The following is an 18029-nucleotide window of genomic DNA, read 5'->3' on the forward strand; positions in this document are numbered from 1 at the left end:
GGAAGTGTCCGGGGACCGGACGGACCCCCGGAGGCACAACAACAAGTGAGTAGGATACGCAACCATGAAAATCGCCCAGAGTCTCGCCGTCCTCTTCGACCTTGACGGGGTCCTCGTCCCCACGGTCAGACTTCACAAGACGGCATGGAAGGAACTGTTCGACCAGGTCCTTCCACCGGATGTCAAGCCATACGGAGAGCAGGATTATTTCGACTATGTCGATGGCAAGCCCCGTTATGACGGGGTGGCCTCGGTCCTGACCAGCAGGGGGGTGAAGCTACCCTGGGGCGACCCGTCCGACGAGCCCACGGTCCGCAGCGTCTGTGGGCTGGGCAATCGGAAGAATGCGGTCTTCGAGCGGCTGCTGGCGGAGGAGGGGATCGAACCCTACCCCGATACGGTGGATGTGCTGCGCCACCTGATGGGGACGGGCAAGCGCCTGGCCGTGGTGTCCAGCTCCCGCAACGCCAACACCGTGCTCAGCGCGGCCGGGATCAGGAATTTCTTCGACATCATCGTGGACGGCAACGTCAGAGCCCGTGAGGGGTTGAAGGGCAAGCCTGCCCCTGACACATACGCCTTCGCCGCCCACCTCCTGGGGGTCCGTCCCGAGGAGGCAGTCGTGGTGGAGGATGCCCTGTCCGGAGTCGCGGCCGGCCGGGCGGGCGGTTTCGGCCTGGTCGTAGGCGTGGATCGGGGGGCCGGCCGGCAGGCCCTCCTGGACTCCGGCGCGGACCAGGTCGTCGGCCAGCTGATCGAGATGATCCAGGACGGCTCCGCCCGCACGGACCTTGACCGGTCCACCGACCTGAACCCGGCCACGTACCCCGTGGACCCATGGGCCCTCGTCGAAAACAAGGAGCCGGACTCCGACAGCGCCACTCTCTTTTCGGTGTCGAACGGGAACATCGGCGTCAGGGGGACAGGAGACCCCTCCCGCGACCTGGGCAGTGGGACCTTCATGAGCGGTTTCCACGACACATTCACCATCAAACACCCCGAAACCGCCTACGGGTTCGCCCGCGTCGGCCAGGTGATACAGGGGGTCCCCGATGCCTCCGACTTTTCGCTGGGTCTGGAGGGCCACCACCTTGACCGTCCGGTGTCCACCAGCCAGAGGGTCGACTTCCGCCGGGGGGTATCCTCCTGCACGCGGCGGTACCAGACCGACGACGGGTCAGCCCTGGTGGTGACCGTGGAACGGATGGTCTGCCTTTTCGATGCCCACCTGGCCCTCTACACCCTGACCGTGGAATCGCCCGACAGGACGGTCACCGTTGATGTGGATGCCAGGATCAATGCCAATGCCCCCCGCAGGCAGGTCTCGGATGACCCGCGCAAGTCCAACGTCGTGGATGGCTGTGGCATCCATGAGGTCCTGGACGCCGGGGCGGGGGACCAGGAGGAGGCGGGCTGCCATGTGTACCGCTGCAACAACTCCCAGATGACTTCCGTGCTGGCCGTCCGCCAGTTCCTTGAAGGCGGTGACCCCGCGGACCCCTCCTGCCTGCCCGAGGACCTCTGGCACCTCCACGTTCCGGCGGGGGGCAAGGCCGTGGTCCGCCGTTATGCCGCCTACCGGAGTGCCTCCATCCTCCCCGTCGGGGTCGATCGCGGACTGGTGGTCCGCACCCTGGAGGGATCGGATGCCAGGAGCCTGTCCCTGGCCTGCCTGGAGGACCTGGACAGGGCCTGCCATAAAGGGGCCGAAGGCCTCGAGGGAGGGCAGCGTTCCTGGTTGGACGACTTCTGGCGCAGGGGGGACGTGCAGGTGGAGGCCGGGGACGACGGCCGCATCCAGCAGGTGAGCCGGTGGGAGATCTTCCAGCTGGCCCAGGCAACGGCCCAGGTCACCAACGGGGTGGGGGCCAAGGGTCTGAGCGGGTCGGGCTACGACGGCCACTACTTCTGGGACACGGAGATCTACATCCTTCCCTTCCTCACGTACACTGACCCCGACCGGGCCAGGGACATCCTCCACTACCGCCATGAGATGCTGCCGGCGGCGCGCAGGCGGGCGGCCATCATGAATCTGGACGGGGCCCTCTTCCCCTGGCGGACCATCAACGGGGAGGAGGGTTCGGCCTACTTTCCCACCGGCACCGCCCAGTACCACATCGATGCCGACATAGCCTACGCCCTCATGCAGTACGTCCTGGTCAGCGGGGACGAAGACTACCTGGCCCGGGAGGGCATCGACATCCTGGTCGAGACGGCGCGCATGTGGGCCTCGCTTGGCAGCTATCAGTCGGACGGCCGCTTCCACATCCACAGTGTGACCGGTCCGGACGAGTACACGGCCATGGTGGACGACAATCTGTACACCAACCAGATGGCCCGATTCAACCTCATGGCCGTCATCCAGGCGGTCCAGCGGCTGGGGCAGGCCGACGGGACAGGCAGTGCCCTGGACCAGGCCCGCCAACGCCTGGGCTTCGGAGAGGAGGAGCTGAAGACCTGGAAGGGAATCGCCGAAGCCATGTTCATGCCCTACGCCAATGAGGAGGGTGTCCACGCCCAGGACGCCCAGTTCATGAACCGGCCGAAGTGGGACTTCGAGCACTGTCCGGCCCGTCCCCTCCTCCTCTACTACCACCCCCTGGCCATATACGGTCACAAGGTCCTCAAGCAGACGGACGTGGTCCTGGCCCTCTACCTGCTCAGCTCCTGGTTCACCCCCGAACAGAAGCTGGCAGACTTCGATTACTATGACCCGTTGACCACCGGGGACTCAACCCTCGCGGCCGCCTCGCAGTCGATCGTCGCCGCCGAGGTGGGCAGGAGGGACCTGGCCATGGACTACTTCAGGAAGTCCCTCTTCGCGGACGTGTGCAACCTCCATGCCAACACCGAGGACGGCATCCATCTGGCCGCCGCAGGAGGGGTGTGGTCCACCCTGGTCTGCGGTTTCGGCGGCGTGAGGGACACGGGTGGCACGGCCATAGACATCGCCCCCCGCCTGCCCGAGGGATGGAAGTCCCTGACCTACAGCCTCCTGGTCAGAGGGACCACGATCAGGGTGAAGGTGACACCGGCCGGGGTGGACCTCAGCCGCCTGTCCGGTCCCTCCATCGTCCTCAACGTCAACGGCCACCCCCACCAGGTCTGAGGACGCGGCCGCACCCGGTTCACCTGGCGGGCGGCGGCCCCACGGTGGTCCGTTCTATCAGGCTGGTGGGGAAGATGACGGTCTTCTGGGCCAGATCCCCCTCCACGGCCTTCAGAGCCACCTCCGCGGCAGCCACCCCCTGCTTGCGCACCGGCTGGGCCACGGTGGTCAGTCCGAAGGGGCGGCCCAGGTCGTGTCCGTCGATTCCGATGACCGAGACGTCGCCGCCGACCGTCAGCCCGCGTTCGCGGATGGCTTGGACGGCCCCCATGGCCATCTCGTCCGAGGAGGCCAGGATGGCGGTGACATCGGGCCTCCGGTCCAGGAGGCGGTTGGTGGCCAGGTAGCCGTTCGAGGCCGTCATGATGGTCACGGCCTCGTCCAGGCTGTCGGAGCACTCCAGGTTGAAGCGCTGCAGGGTCTGCTTCCAGCCGTCACGCCGCCGCTGGGTGGGTGCGAAGGGGCAGAGGTCGTTGGTCTGGCCTGACAGGTGCCCTATGGTCTTGTGGCCCAGGGTTATCAGGTGGCGGCAGGCCTGTGCCGCCGCCTGCTCATCGTCGATCCCCACGTGGCTGTAGCCCTCCTGGCGGACGGAGACGAAGACGGCCGGCACCCCCAGGGAGTGCAGTTCCGCCTCCTCCTGCCTGTCGAAGAAGAGGGAGAGGACCAGGACGGCATCCACCTTCCCGACCAGGTCGCGGGCCTTGAACCGCTGGCGGTCCGGCCCCAGGTAATCGGGCAGGGAGTAGACCAGGGCGTCGTAGCCGGCCCGGCGGAAGGTCTGTTCGGCGCATTCCAGCACCGTGCTGAAGAACCACCGTGACATGTCCGGCTGTATCAGTCCGATGGAGTGGGTCCTCCCGCTGGCCAGGGAGGATGCCGTGGGGGAGGGGGTGTAGCCCAGGGCCTTGGCGGCCTGGAAGACAAGTTCACGCGTCCGGCCGCCCACCCCGGGCAGCCCCCGCAGGGCCCGCGAGACCGTGGCCGTCGAGACGCCGGACAAGCGGGCCACGTCTTCGATTCTTACGGTCATACCGCCATTATGCCAGCGTGAGGTCACAAGGGACCGCCGATTTCCGCGGAACATCCCGGGGCGCCGGATCCTGCCGGAGGGGACCGGTACCTAGACACGCCCGGATTTTCCAGGTTGCATCTGGTCGGGGCTCCAATAAAATAGGCAACGCTTGACGAATCCAACGCGGGTTCATGCAGTCTCAGGGGTTTTGGTAAACGGCTGCAGGTGGATACCACGATGTGGACGACGGGGTGCCGGTCAATCCATCCGCGGTCCCGACGCCGTCCTACTTGGCGGTCACAGCGATTGAGAAGAGACCAGGGAAGATCAACAGGGAACGTGAGGGCATCCTCCGATGTACGTCGATTCCAACAAGAATCAGCAGAAGAGCAACTTCCGATGGATTCTGCCTTATTGCAGGCCCGATGCAGGCAGGGTGGCCGTTGCATTGGTCCTCTTTGCGGCGGATAAGGTCCTGGTCATGCTCATGCCTATCCTGGCGGGTCTGATCGTGGACCAGGTCATAGGCCAGGGTCACAGGGACCGCCTGCCCACCCTCTGCCTCGACATGATCCTGGTGACCCTGGCCCGCAGCGTCTGCCGTTACGGCTATCAGATGCTCATGGAGCGGTTCGGGCAGAACACCATATACCGTCTGGTCAGTGACGAGTATGAGAAGCTCCACGACATGGACTTCAGCTACTTCAACCACACCCGCAACGGCGACATCATGAGCAGGATGACCTCCGACACGGATGCCATCCGCCACTTCGTCTCATGGGTCTCCTACAACGCCCTCGACGCGGTCTGCCTCTTCGTGGGGTCGATCTGCGTCATGTTCACCATCGAGTGGCGTCTGGCGCTGGCCCTCCTCGCCGTGACCCCCTTCCTCTTCTACTTCACCTGGCAGCTCTCCCGCCATGCGCACCCCCTCTTCTACGCCATTCGAAATTCCCTGGCCTCGCTCAACTCCATGGTCGAGGAGAACATAGAGGGCAACCGGGTGGTCAAGGCCTTCGTCCGTGAACCCTACGAGACCGAGAAGTTCGACGCGCACAACGACGATTACATGGAACGCAACATGCGCTCCGCCTACAACAGCCGCACCTACATGCCCTGGCTGGACGGCTGCTCCTACATGCTCCAGCTGATCACCCTGATCCTGGGCGGGTGGCTGGTCATCCGGCAATCCATGAGCCTGGGTGCCCTGGTCTCCTTCAACAGCTTCCTGTGGATGATCGACGGCCCGGTCCGCCAGTCAGGCTGGCTGATCAACGACTTCGAGCGTTTCAATGCTTCCTGCGTCAAGATCCGCCGCCTTCTGACGGCCAAGCCGAAGATAGTCGAGAAGCCCGACGCCCAGGCCAACGTGGTCCAGGCGGCCACGGTCAGGGCCAAGGTCAACGGGGAGGACACGACGGACCCCGAGAGGATCCGCGGGGACGTCCGCTTCGAGCACGTGAGTTTCGCCTTCCCGGACGACCCGGAGACCCCCATCCTCAAGGACATCGACTTCCATGTGCCGGCCGGCACCAAGCTGGGCATCCTTGGGGAGACCGGGTCAGGCAAGTCCACCCTTGTAAGCCTCATAGCCCGCTTCTACGACCCCACCGTGGGCCATGTCCTCATCGACGGGATAGACGCCAGGGAGTGGCCCCTGGACGTCCTGCGCAGACAGGTCAACATCGTGGCGCAGGACACCTTCCTCTTCTCCGACACCATAGGCGGGAACATCGCATTCGGGGCGGAGCGCAACGACGAGCAATATGTGAGGACCATGGCCTCGATGGCCGGGGCCGATTCCTTCATCAACCGGATGCCCGAGGGCTACGACACGGTCGTGGGGGAGAGGGGCGTGGGCCTGTCCGGCGGGCAGAAGCAGAGGCTGAGCCTGGCCCGGGCGCTGGCCGACGACCCGGCCATCCTGATCATGGACGACACCACGTCGGCCGTGGACATGGAGACCGAGGCCACCATCCAACGCCACCTGCAGGAGATGGAGGGGACCAGGACGATGGTGACCATAGCCCACAGGATCTCCTCCATCAAGGACTCGGACCTGATCCTGGTCCTGGACAGGGGGCGGATCGTGGAGAGGGGCTCGCACGACAACCTGGTCCACGCCCATGGACGCTACTACGAGATCTACCGCAAACAGCTGGGGCTCCAGTCGGGCCAGTCGGCTGGGTTCTGAGCCCGGCGGGGCGGACCGCTGGTCGCAGGGTGTCGCCCCGCCGGGCCGGTGAATCATTGATGGCAGTCGAAGACTTTTCCAAGGTGGGATGATGACGAAGCAGACAGGTGGGAAGCGGTGGGGCCGCAAGGCGACCGGTGAATCCGCGCAGGTTCGGGACGGCAGGCCCCGCAGGAGCCGCAGGAACACGTTCAGGGAGGACGAGGACCTCGAAGAGCAGATCAATTTCTCCGACATCAAGCGCATCGGGGTCTACCTCAAGCCCTACCTGAAGCAGGGGGCCGTCATCCTTGCGGCGGTCCTGTCGATGAGCGCCATAGCCGTGGCCATACCCTACCTGACCAAGACCATGATCGACACCGTCATCCCCTCCAAGGACCCGGTCAAGCTCTTCACCCTGGGCGGCGTCTTCCTGGTGGCCATCGTCGTGTATGAACTCCTCCTGCGGTACAGGACCGTGGCCATAACCCGGGTGGGTCAGCTCATGCTCAAGGACATGAGGCGCGACCTCTTCACCCATATACAGACCCTTCCCTTCTCCTATTTCGACTCACGCCCCCATGGAAAGATCCTGATCAGGGTCGTCAACTATGTGAACACCCTGTCCGACACCCTGAGTTCCGGACTGATCAACGTCATAGCCGATATCTTCACCTTCCTGCTCACCCTGATCGTCATGTTCCTCATAGACTGGAGACTGACCCTCTGGTCCCTGGTCCTCATGCCCCTCCTGGTGGTCTATGTGCTCTTCCTGCAGCACTTCCAGCGCCGGGCCTACCAGAGGTTGTCCAACAAGCAGAGCAACCTGAACGCCTACATCCACGAGTCCATCGCCGGCGTGAAGACCACCCAGACCTTCGTGCGGGAGCGGGAGCAGTTCCAGACCTTCCAGGAACAGCAGGGCCAGGTCAGGAAGTACTGGATGAAGGCCGTCCACATCCAATATCTGATGTGGCCCGGCGTCCAGAACATCTCGACCATCACCATCGCCCTCATCTACTATCTGGGGATCACCGGGATGGGGGGCGTCCAGGTGACCACCGGCATGCTGATCGCCTTCGTGGGGTATGCCAACAATTTCTGGAACCCGATCATCAACATCGGCAACTTCTACAACCAGCTGATCACCTGCTCGGCCTACCTGGAACGCATCTTCGAGACCCTGGACGTCCGCCCGGAGATCGAGGACAAGCCCGGTGCCGTCGAGCTGCCCCCCATCAAGGGGAGGGTCGATTTCAACGACGTCGTCTTCAAGTACGAACCCGACGGGCGCAACATCCTGAACCTGGTGGACTTCCATGTCCCGGCCGGCAGCACCGTGGCACTGGTCGGGCCTACCGGGGCGGGCAAGACCACGATCGTCAACCTCCTCTCACGTTTCTACGACGTGAGCGAGGGCAGCGTCTGCGTGGACGGGTACGACGTGCGGGACGTGACCCTTTCCTCCCTGCGCCGGCAGATGGGGGTCATGTTGCAGGACACCTTCATCTTCACCGGCAATGTCCGCGAGAACATCCGGTACGGCCGCCTGGACGCCACCGACGAGGAGATCGTCGAGGCGGCAAAGGCCGTCCATGCCCACGAGTTCATCATGGAGCTGCCCCAGGGCTATGACACCAAGGTGGAGGAGAGGGGGTCCACCCTCTCTGCCGGCCAGCGTCAGCTGATAGCCTTCTCGAGGGTCCTCCTGGCCGACCCGCGCATCCTGATACTGGACGAGGCCACCAGCAGCATCGACACCAGGACCGAGGAGGCCCTTCAGGCCGGCCTGGCCCACCTGCTCAAGGGGCGGACCTCATTCGTCATCGCCCACCGGCTTTCGACCATCGAGCATTCGGACCAGATCTTCTACATCGACCACGGGCAGATCATCGAGCATGGCACCCATGAGGAGCTCCTGGCCAAGAAGGGGGCATATTACCGTCTGCATGAATCCCAGTACGCCATGATCAAGACGGCCAACGGGGAAGAGGGCTGAGGCGGCTTCCGGGGAGGGGCCTGTCCCCCCGTCCCCGGAAGGGGCCGAGTGAGCGATTTGGCGCAGACTGATATACATCGTTGTAAACTGGATTCGGGTTCCAGCTCAAGGCCCGTCCGGCAGGCACGAACGACCGGCCTGCCCGTAGACGACAAGGACAAAGGAGTGCATGTGACCAGTCGGATTTCAACGGATGGAAGGGTCGCCCCCGCCGGCGGCCGAGGGGAGGACGACCCGTACGGCTATCTGATGGTCCACTTCATAGAGGACCCGGACGGATACGCGGAACGGATCTACTTCGACCTCTCCCAGGGGGACGACCCCATGCGTTGGACCCCCCTTTACTCGGGCAGGCCCCGCCTGACCTCGACCCTGGGAACCACGGGGGTGAGGGACCCCTATATCGTGCGCAATCCCGACACGGGCAGGGTCTATGTCCTTGCTACAGACCTCCGCGTCTTCGGCGGGGACAGTTCGCAGGGGACGGGGTGGGGGTACTGGTCCCACCACGGGAGCACCGACCTCATGGTCTGGCAGTCCGATGACCTGGTGGACTGGTCGGGTCCCACCCGTCTGGATGTCTCGGTCAGGCAGGACGGCACCCGAGCCCAGATGGGCATGGCCTGGGCCCCCGAGTGCCTATGGGTGCCGGATCTTGACGGCCCGGGTCAAGGGGCCTTTGTGCTCTACTGGTCCTCCAAGCTCTTTGCGGACGGGGACCTGGACCATGCGGACCCATCCGTCCACGACAGGGTCCTGTGGGGGGTCACGACCGACTTCACCCAGGAACATTTCCGCTACGGGGGGATTCTGATCGACACGGGCGGGGACAGCATCGACACCACCATGCTTCAGCGGCCCCTGCCGGACGGTGGCCTGCGCACCTACCGGGCCACCAAGGACAACACCTTCGGCAGGGGGATCTGGCTGGATGCAACGGACGACCCCCGTTGGTGGCTTCCCCAAGCCAGGTGGGAGACCATCCAGGAGGGGATAGGGGCCCGTTATGTGCCCGACGGGAACCCGTCGGGGGTGGAGGGGCCGGCCCTCTACGCGAACCATAGCCGGGACCGCTTCTACCTGCTGGTGGATGTGATCCCCTCCATCGGGTACCGGCCCATGGTCAGCGATGACCCGGACACCGGTTTCGGATACCCCCAGGCTTCGGACTTCAGCCTGGCCCCCCACACCAAGCATGGAGGGGTCATCTCCCTGACGAGGACCGAGTACGACCGGCTGGAACCCCTGGTGGACCGGTGAGGCGGGACGCGGCCGGCAATAGGATACGGAAGTAAGACGGAACAAGGGAAGTCGTCAGCAAAGGAGCGCGGATGAGCAAGGCACTGAGACCCCCAATGGGTTGGAACAGCTGGGATTCGTATGGGACCACCGTCACCGAGGAGGAGGTCCTGGCCAACGCCCAGGTGATGCACGACACCCTCCTGCAGGCCGGCTGGGACACGGTCGTGGTCGACATAGCCTGGTATGACCCGACCGCCCGGGCCCATGGCTACAACGAGAACGCCCCCCTGGTCCTTGACGGGTACGGCAGGCAGCTGCCCGACCCGGTCCGCTTCCCCTCGGCCAAGGATGGCCTGGGATTCAAGCCCCTGGCCGACAAAATCCATGACCTCGGCCTCAACTTCGGCATCCACGTGATGAGGGGGATACCCCGCCTGGCCGTGGAGCGTGACCTGCCCGTCTTCGGCACCCCCTTCACGGCCTCCCAGGTGGCTGACAGGGATCACGTCTGCGTGTGGAACCCCGACAACTACGGTCTGGACCAGTCAGCCCCGGGCGCACAGGCCTGGTATGACGCCCAGGTTGATCAGTTCGCCCAATGGGGGGTGGACTACCTGAAGGTGGACGACATGCAGACCCCCTTCCACGCCGACGAGATAGCCGCCTACCACAACGCCATCGACAGGGCCGAGCGGACCCACGGCTGCGAGATCACCCTCTCCCTGTCGCCGGGTGGATGGCTGCCCACCACCCACGTGGACTTCCTGCGTAAGAATGCCCAACTCTGGCGGATTTCAGACGACCTGTGGGACCGCTGGACGGATGTGTACCAGCAGTTCGTCCGCCTGGCCCGTTGGGCCCCCTTCCAGGAGACCGGTCACTGGGCCGATGCCGACATGCTCCCCCTGGGCCACATAGGCCTGAGGGCGGAACGGGGGGAGGACCGCCAGTGCCTCCTGTCCGCCGATGAGCAACGCACCCTACTCACCCTCTGGGCCATGGGCCGCTCCCCGCTGATGGTGGGAGGGGACCTGCCCACCAGCGAGGCCCTGACCCTGGATCTCCTGGGTAATCCGGCCCTGGTCCAGGTGACCGCCGGATCGTGCAGCAATGCCGAAATCGTCCGTGAGCGGGTCAATGCGGACTGGGCTGATGACGAGACCTACCAGGGCGACCAGATCGTGTGGCGGGCCGATGCCGCGGATTGGGCCGACGGGACCGGGTCCGACCATCCGGAGGGGGTTTATGCCGCCCTCTTCTGGACCGGTGAGCAGGCCCATAAGGTCAGTGTGCCTCTCAAGAGCCTGGTCGGCATCGGACGGGCCTCTGTCGATTGGGAACTGACCGACCTGTGGGAGGGCCGTGAGTCGGCCCCCTCCGACCTTGGCATGGAAGGTGCGGGGGAGGACCGGGAACTGGTCGCCACCGTCCCGGCCCACGGGGTCGTCTGGGTGGCACTGGACCCCCGCTGACCCTCTGACTGCTTTACGCCCTACCCCTCTCAGGCGGTCTCTGCCCTGGCGCCCCAGATGGACAGGTTCCCGCCGATGGCGCTCAGACAGACCCTCATATCCCCTCCGGCCTCATCCGGCAGGCGGGTGGCGACCCCCCTGTAGGTCACCGAGGGCAGGGCAAGACGGATCGTCCCCCTGTCCGGATCGTAGGACCAGGTTCCCCGGGCGGCGTCGCCCTCCTGCGAGCCGGCGGCGGGGGTGCCGGCGGAGGGCGAGGCAGGGGCCGTCTGGGGGGCTGGATGCCAGGTCAGGGTCCCGTCGGCGGCCAGATTGACCATGGCCGGGTGGTTGACGCCCAGGTAGTCCCCGGAGGTGTCGCCCCTGCGACCGTCGAAGAAGGTCTCCTGGCGGTGAGTCACCACCTGCCAGCCCCCCACCAGGTCCGTGGGGGCCAGGTCCTCCCTGCCCGGATGAGCACGGACCCCCCGGTATTCGAAGGGGGCCACCGTCAGCCAGCCATCATCCGTGGGAAGGAGCTGGTGGATCCTGGTCTCGATTTCGTCCTCCCCCCTGCCGATGAACCTGGTGTGGAAGACGATGAAGAGGCTGCCATCATCGTCGCACAGGACCGAATTATGCCCCTGGGCCACCTCGATGTCGGCGTCCTCATGCGGGCCCGGGGCCCACCGGCAGGTGGACATGAGACGTATTCCCTTGGGGCCGGTCCAGTTGTGCCCCTCCTCGCCGCCCTCTTCGCTGCCGTCGGCCACTGCGTCCTGCCCGGCCTGGTCCAGATAGGGGCCGGTGATGGAGGGGGAACGGAAGAGGCGGACCTGATAACCGCCGGTCCGGTCCAGTCTTCCGTAAGAGAGGAAGAGGTACCACCAGCCACCCCGGTGGACTAGGTAGGAACCCTCGCCGGAGACCCACCTCCCGCCGGCCAGTTTGCAGCCGTAATAGGCATCGGACCTGTCCCGGATCGTGGGGTAGGAGGTCCCGTAGCGGCGCAGGCCGGTTGCCGGGTCCAGCTCCAGGAGCCAGACCCCACCGAACCAGGAGCCGAAGTTCATCCACAGGCGGCCCTCACCGTCGAAGGCCACCCCTGCGTCGATCGCATTGATGCGGGTGTCCTTCAGGGAGCGGTACCGGTCCAGGTCGGCCCCGGTCCCCAGCACGCGGGGCACGTCCGTGGCCTCGACGGTGTCGGGGGCGAAGCCCGAATAGACCACAGGCCCCACCAGGGTCCAGTCCCCATCCAGGTGTTCGGCCGTCAGGAGGACGATGCAGGACCTGTATGCGGCCCCGTTCACGCTCATGTACATGCACCACCGGCCCATGACCGGGTTCCAGATGACATCCGGCGCCCACATGTTGCCGGCCACGTCCTCCCCCTCGGCCTGCTTGGGCCAGGCCCGCCAGACACGGTCGAAGATGGCCTCGTAATCCCTGGTGATGTTGCATTCGAGCCGGTCCCAGTCCACCAGGTCGGGGCTGGAGGCGAACCGGCGGTGGGTGCCGAATATGTAATACCGCCCGCCCTCGCGTGCGATGGCGGGGTCGTGGATCTCCGCGTGGCGGGGCCTGCCCGGCAAGGGGGCCGGGGTGGACGGTCTTCCCGGCTGGCGGGCCCTGACATCGCGGTCTTGGTTTGCGGACATGGTCCCTCCTTGCATTCCTTCCCTGCCCCGGATCCCCACGGGCAGGATTCAGGCCTTCGAACCCCAGATGCAGACGTTGCCGCCCAGGGCGCTGAAGGTCATGACCTTCCTGCCGTCCTTGTCGCGGGGGAGCCGGGCGAAGACCCCCTGGTAGGTGGCGGGGTAGTCGCCCCCCTCCAGCGTGATGGTCACCTGGCCATCCCGCCCGGCCTTCCAGGTTCCCTTCCGCCCGCCGTCGACGGTCCCGTCGGCCTTGAGCTCGATGTCGACGGCCTTGTTGACCCCCCGGTAGTTGGTGCTGTGCTGGTCGGTGACCTTGCGGGGCCCCTTGAAGAAGGTGGTCGGGTCGTGGGTGATCAGCTCGTATGCCCCGGCCTCGTCCTTGGCGGTGTACGCACCGCCTGCCTTGGTCCCCAGATACTCGTAAGGGGCTGCGACCAGCCAGCCGTCCGAGGTGGGGATGAGCTGGCGGACCCTGATCTGATGCTCTTCCTTCCGGTCGGAGAACCTGGTGTGATAGACCACGTAGTCGGTCCCGTCCTCGTCATGGAGGGCGGTGTTGCCACCCTGGGAGACCTCGATGTCGCCCTTCCTGTCGCCGCTCCACTGATAGGAGGCCATCAGACGGATGCCGGTCTTGTCGGTCCAGTTGTCGGCGGCCGTGCTGGTGGAGATGGCCGGGTTGCCGGCCTGGTCCAGGTAGGGGCCTGTTATCTTGTCGGCACGGAACATGCGCATCTGGTAGCCCCCGGTCTGCACCAGCTTGCCGTAGGAGAGGAAGAGGTACCAGTGTCCGTTGGTGTGCAGGAGGGCCGACCCCTCGCCCGAGTTGCCGAAGCCGCCGGCGATCTTGTGGCCGTAGTAAGCGTCGGAGACGTTGGGCTTGGTCTCATAGGTGGTCCGGTAATCACGCAGGCCGGTGGCGGGGTCCAGGCGGATCATCCAGACCCCGCCGAACCAGGAGCCGAAGCTCATCCAGAGGCCTCCCTGGCCGTCGTCCTTGACACAGGCGTCGATGGCGTTGATGCCGGTGTCCGTGTATGACTGGTAGCGGTCCAGCCCGGGGTCGTCGCCCAGGACCTTGGGGATGTCGGTGCTCATGTAGTTGGCCCTGGTGAAGCCCGAATAGATGACCGGGCCCACATAGGTCCAGTCCCCGTCCACCCTGTCGGCGGTGAGCAGGACGATGACCGACCGGTGCTCGGCCCCGTTCAGGCTCAGGTACATGCACCACTTCTTCATTGTCTTGTTGTAGTAGACGTCAGGGGCCCACATGTTCCCTTTGACATCGGGGTTGGACGACTGCTTGGGCCAGTCCTTCCAGATGTCGGCGAAGATCTTCTCATAGTCCCGGCTGAGGTTGTTGGTGAAGGGGGTCCAGTTGACCAGATCGGTGCTCTTGGCATAGGCCCTGTGGGAGCCGAACACATAATAGTCCTTGCCGGATCTGACCACGGACGGGTCGTGGACGGAGACCCGTTTGGGTTCCTGATGGGTCTGCGCGGACCCGCCCCCGCCCTGCCCGCAGGCGGCCAGGGACCCCGTAAGCAGCATCACCAGTCCGGCGGCCAAGGCCGTCAGCCCTTTGAGCGCCTCTCTTCGCCTGATTGCCTGTGACAAGACGTCCTCTCTTTCCGGCCCCCTGGGCCATGGTCAGCTGTGAAGGTTACAACGTTGTGAATCTCGGCCGACGGCACTCCTCCGTCCATCTGGGGCCGGCCTGGTAGGGCCGGCCCCTCACAGCCGTTTCTCCATGTGAAATGTGTGCTGTTCGGCCGGTCTCCATGTATAGTTTATATCGTTAGAAATACTATACGTCGGTGAGGGCGTTGACAAGCTGACAAGGATGCATCAGGCTCCTCGGGAGGGCCGACCGGCCGCCGTCACCAGTGCCGAGCGGATGGAGGTCTGCCATGAGCGTCGATTCAAGATCAGGCGAAGGTGAAGGGTCCGAATCGGCCTCCCTCTTCTGTTACACCCGCAAGCCCACCAGCCGCGAGGAGGCCAACAACGAGGACGTGGCCCTCAGCATGCACCTGGCCATCCGTTCCGCCGCCTCAGGAGACTGGGAACCCCTCAATGCAGGATACGGAATCTTCTTCGCCGCCGCCGTCCCCGTCGAGGGGGTGCCGGCAGAGGCTCGCGGGGCCTGCAGGGCCGGGGCCGACCTCCAACCTGAGCCCAGGGCGCTCCAGGGCCGGGACCGCAACCAGGGCCTGGCCGCCCATGACAACCCCGACGGCCAGGAAGCTTCACCGGTCAGCCCGGCCGTGGGTCATCAGGCCGTCATGCCGGGTGAGGACCTGGTGCTCAAAAGCCTGATCGACCCCTTCCTCCTGCGTCTGCATGACGGCACCTTCGCCATCCTGGCCACCCGCACGGCCAGGGGGGGCCGTCCGGACGGGTCCGAGGCCGACTCCTTCCTCCTGGCCCTCTCGCCTGACCTGATCGACTACCACCGCCTGCCCCAGGTCCACATCCAGGGGGCAGGCGGGGTCCACCGCCCCAGGGCGGTAGCGGAAGGGGAGGGGATGGCCTGCCGGCTTTACTGGGAGGACGACGGGGGTCACCTCTGCACCGCCCGTATGGACGACCTTTCAAGGGCAGGGAGGGTCACCGGGATGACCCGCCTCGACGACCTGTCCGACCCCCTCTCACAGGGCGACCCCCTGGCGGGGATCGACCGGGAGACTGCCTGGGCCGGCTGCGGGATTGAGGGGGCCCAGGCCGGAAACGTCGTCGGGATCGACGGGGCCCAGGCAAGGGCCCTGATGGAGCGGTTCGGCCGGATCTACAACACCGGCGTAGAGGTGGGACCGCTCACCCTGCCCGCAGGAGGCAGCTCCCCTGACGACCGGCGGGCGGCGGCCGTCCATGCCGGTGAGGCCATCCGTTCCACCCGGGCCGTCCTGTCATACAACGACGGGTCGCGGGCCTCGAGGGCGGTGGACTGGGACCAGGCCCAGGTGGAGGCTTTGACGGCCTGCCTGGCCGACGGGACGTACCACCCGGGCCGCAGATTGGTCAGGGGGCGGGTGCGCCAGACCGTCTATCCGGTCCCCTTCGCCCGTCAAAGGGCCGACCCCTCCATCTTCCGCTGGACCTGGAAGGGGTCGCCCCTCTTCATGTTCATCGCCACCGAGGACGCGGACGGCAACTGTGTGGACCCCCGCGCAGGCCGCACCCACATGCCCCTGCGGGTGGCCGACACCATAAGCCAACTGAGCGATGAGGCCGGAGGGAGGGAGCGCGAGATAGACCTCCTGCGCCGGGGAGACCTCAACAGCGAGGGGAGGGCCATGACCGGCTGCTTCTGGGCCCCGGAAATCCATGTGATCGGCGGCCGTCTCTCGATACTCTTCATGCCCTGTTTCGACGGGGAGGCCACCAACCCCGACGGGACGCCCAACGACCGGGCGGGCCTGCCGGATATGTGGACCGGCAGCTGCCACATCATGCAACTGCGCCAGGATGCAGGGGGGGAGGACCTGGACCCCCGTCAACCCGGCAACTGGACGGCCCCGTCCCCGATTCTGAGGGCCGACGGCGGGCCCTTGAACCCGGTCCAAAGAATCAGCCTGGACATGACCGTCTTCCAGGATTCAGGCACCTGGTACTACGCCTGGCAGCAGGTGGGTTCCATCTGGATCGCCACCTTCGACCCTGACAGGCCGGACAGGCTGACCGGGAGCCCCCGCCAGATCGTGGTGCCGGAGTTCGCCTGGGACAACATGATCGCCGAGGGGCCAAACGCCGTGGTCCACGGGGGGCGGATCTATCTGATCTATTCGGGTTCCCTGGTGGGCATCGACTACACGACGGGCCTGGTGACCGCTCCGGCGGGCCAGGGCGAGGATCTGACGAATCCCGCGGTCTGGTCCAAATTGGATTACCCCTTGCAGAAGTCGGGGCTATACAATGGCGAGTGGCAGCTGGGAACGGGTCACGGCATGTGGTCTGAAGACGAGGACGGAAACATGTTGTATGTGTTCCACAATGCAGAGCATGACAGTGAACGCTATCTGGGCCGGGACAGCCAGGTGCGGCGCGTCCACTGGTCAGCTGAGGGGATGCCCGTATTGGATATGCAGGCGGATGAGGAGCTCGACCCCACCCGTGCTTTCGTCACCTTGGAGGTCAACGTCTTATGAGTTCAGCCACTTCGGCCGGGTCGGCCCGGGGCGTCATGCCCACGATGAAAGACGTCGCCAAGGCGGCGGGGGTGTCGGTCAAGACGGTATCGAACGTGGTCAACGACTACGAATTCGTCTCCAGCTCCACCAGGGAGAAGGTCAACAAGGCCATCAATGAGCTGGGTTATCAGGTCAACGTGCCGGCCAGGAACCTGAGACTGGGCTACACGGGGATCATCTCCCTGGCCATACCGGATCTGGCCATGCCCTACTTCGCCCAGCTCTCCTCCCTGGTGATCGAGGAGAGCAAGAAACTGGGCATGAGGGTCCTGGTCGAACCCACCCTCTACTCGCGCGAAGGGGAGCTGGAGGCCCTCCATGGGTCCCAGCACTCCATGATCGACGGTCTGATTTACAGCCCGTTGGAGTTGGGCATGGACGATGTCGAGCAGCTTGAGGTCGACTACCCTCTGGTGGTCCTGGGGGAGAGGATCTTCAGCGACAGGTTCGACCATGTGGCCACCGAGAACGTGGAGGGGGCCAAGCACGCCACGGCCTACCTGATCAGCACCGGCTGCCGTCGCATAGCGGTCATAGGCACCCATCCCGGTGAGAAACTGGGTTCCGCCGCCCTCCGTCTGGACGGGTACCGGCAGGGCCTGGAGGAGGCCGGGCTGGATTTCGACCCCAAGCTGGTGGCCCCCTCCCGCATGTGGCACAGGATCGACGGGGTCAACGCGATGAATTCCCTGCTCGATGCCGGCGTCGTCCCCGATGGGGTGGTGGCCCTGAACGACATGCTGGCCGCCGGGGTCCTCCATTCCATCCAGATGCACGGCATGTCGGTGCCCGATGACATATCGGTCATCGGTTTCGACAACTCCGAGGATTCCCAGTACCTTTCCCCCTCCCTGACATCCATCTCGCCGGGCCTGAAGGCCGTGGCCCGCCTCTCCGTCAGGGTCCTCAAGGACAGGATCAACGGGGACCGCCCCCTGAACACGGCACCTGGAGAGCATGTCTTCCGGAAGGTCTCCTCCTCCCTGGTCGTGCGTAAGTCCACCCGTTCCGTGCAGGGCGACGAGCAGTCCATCTGACCCATACTTCCGAATAGCCGCTTCGGCCCCTTTCCGGGCCGGGGGAGGCTTCTCCCCCCGGCCGCCGCCGGACCTCCACACGCGGATGGAGGGAATCTGGCCCTATTTTTTATAACGTTGTAACATGTTGTCATGCCAGACGTCCCCGA

The 18029-nt window shown here is 65.3% G+C and carries 10 protein-coding genes; 7 read left to right on the forward strand and 3 right to left on the reverse strand.

Annotated features, from left to right (window positions below):
* The first annotated feature begins 64 nt into the window (after window positions 1-64).
* Window positions 65-3109: an HAD-IA family hydrolase gene (locus V6584_RS06860; RefSeq protein ID WP_340469896.1), complete on the forward strand. Its 3045-nt coding sequence runs from the start codon at window positions 65-67 to the stop codon at window positions 3107-3109.
* 19 nt (window positions 3110-3128) lie between these two features.
* Here the strand turns inward: V6584_RS06860 and V6584_RS06865 are convergent, their stop codons facing one another.
* On the reverse strand, window positions 3129-4142 hold the full coding sequence (locus V6584_RS06865) for a LacI family DNA-binding transcriptional regulator (RefSeq protein ID WP_340469894.1): 1014 nt from the start codon (window positions 4140-4142) through the stop codon (window positions 3129-3131).
* Window positions 4143-4479: 337 nt separating this feature from the next.
* Here V6584_RS06865 and V6584_RS06870 point away from each other — a divergent pair, with 337 nt between their 5' ends.
* From V6584_RS06870 to V6584_RS06885, 4 genes are all read left to right on the forward strand, one after another.
* Complete coding sequence (locus V6584_RS06870; RefSeq protein ID WP_340469893.1) at window positions 4480-6318, forward strand: ABC transporter ATP-binding protein; 1839 nt, start codon at window positions 4480-4482, stop codon at window positions 6316-6318.
* Between the two features lie 91 nt (window positions 6319-6409).
* Window positions 6410-8296 (forward strand): ABC transporter ATP-binding protein, encoded by a 1887-nt coding sequence (locus V6584_RS06875; protein ID WP_340486331.1) that lies wholly within the window; start codon window positions 6410-6412, stop codon window positions 8294-8296.
* A 171-nt stretch (window positions 8297-8467) separates the two neighbouring features.
* On the forward strand, window positions 8468-9556 hold the full coding sequence (locus V6584_RS06880) for a glycoside hydrolase family 43 protein (protein ID WP_340469891.1): 1089 nt from the start codon (window positions 8468-8470) through the stop codon (window positions 9554-9556).
* Window positions 9557-9651: 95 nt separating this feature from the next.
* A complete protein-coding gene (locus tag V6584_RS06885) occupies window positions 9652-11010 on the forward strand; it encodes a glycoside hydrolase family 27 protein (protein WP_340470004.1) in 1359 nt (452 codons plus the stop codon).
* A gap of 29 nt (window positions 11011-11039) precedes the next feature.
* Here V6584_RS06885 and V6584_RS06890 read toward each other — a convergent pair whose 3' ends face one another.
* Both V6584_RS06890 and V6584_RS06895 read right to left on the reverse strand, forming a co-directional pair.
* Window positions 11040-12650: a glycoside hydrolase family 43 protein gene (locus V6584_RS06890; RefSeq protein WP_340469890.1), complete on the reverse strand. Its 1611-nt coding sequence runs from the start codon at window positions 12648-12650 to the stop codon at window positions 11040-11042.
* A 48-nt stretch (window positions 12651-12698) separates the two neighbouring features.
* Window positions 12699-14270 carry a glycoside hydrolase family 43 protein gene (locus V6584_RS06895; protein WP_404802637.1) on the reverse strand — a complete coding sequence of 524 codons (1572 nt, stop codon included), beginning with the start codon at window positions 14268-14270 and terminating at the stop codon, window positions 12699-12701.
* A gap of 293 nt (window positions 14271-14563) precedes the next feature.
* Between V6584_RS06895 and V6584_RS06900 the strand changes: the two genes are divergently transcribed.
* On the forward strand, window positions 14564-16801 hold the full coding sequence (locus V6584_RS06900; RefSeq protein WP_340469889.1) for a family 43 glycosylhydrolase: 2238 nt from the start codon (window positions 14564-14566) through the stop codon (window positions 16799-16801).
* Window positions 16798-17880 (forward strand): LacI family DNA-binding transcriptional regulator, encoded by a 1083-nt coding sequence (locus V6584_RS06905; RefSeq protein WP_340469887.1) that lies wholly within the window; start codon window positions 16798-16800, stop codon window positions 17878-17880. The genes V6584_RS06900 and V6584_RS06905 overlap by 4 nt, the downstream gene beginning before the upstream one ends.
* Window positions 17881-18029 lie beyond the last annotated feature (149 nt).

This window comes from Bifidobacterium favimelis (assembly GCF_037963085.1).
GTDB classification, from domain to species: domain Bacteria; phylum Actinomycetota; class Actinomycetes; order Actinomycetales; family Bifidobacteriaceae; genus Bombiscardovia; species Bombiscardovia favimelis.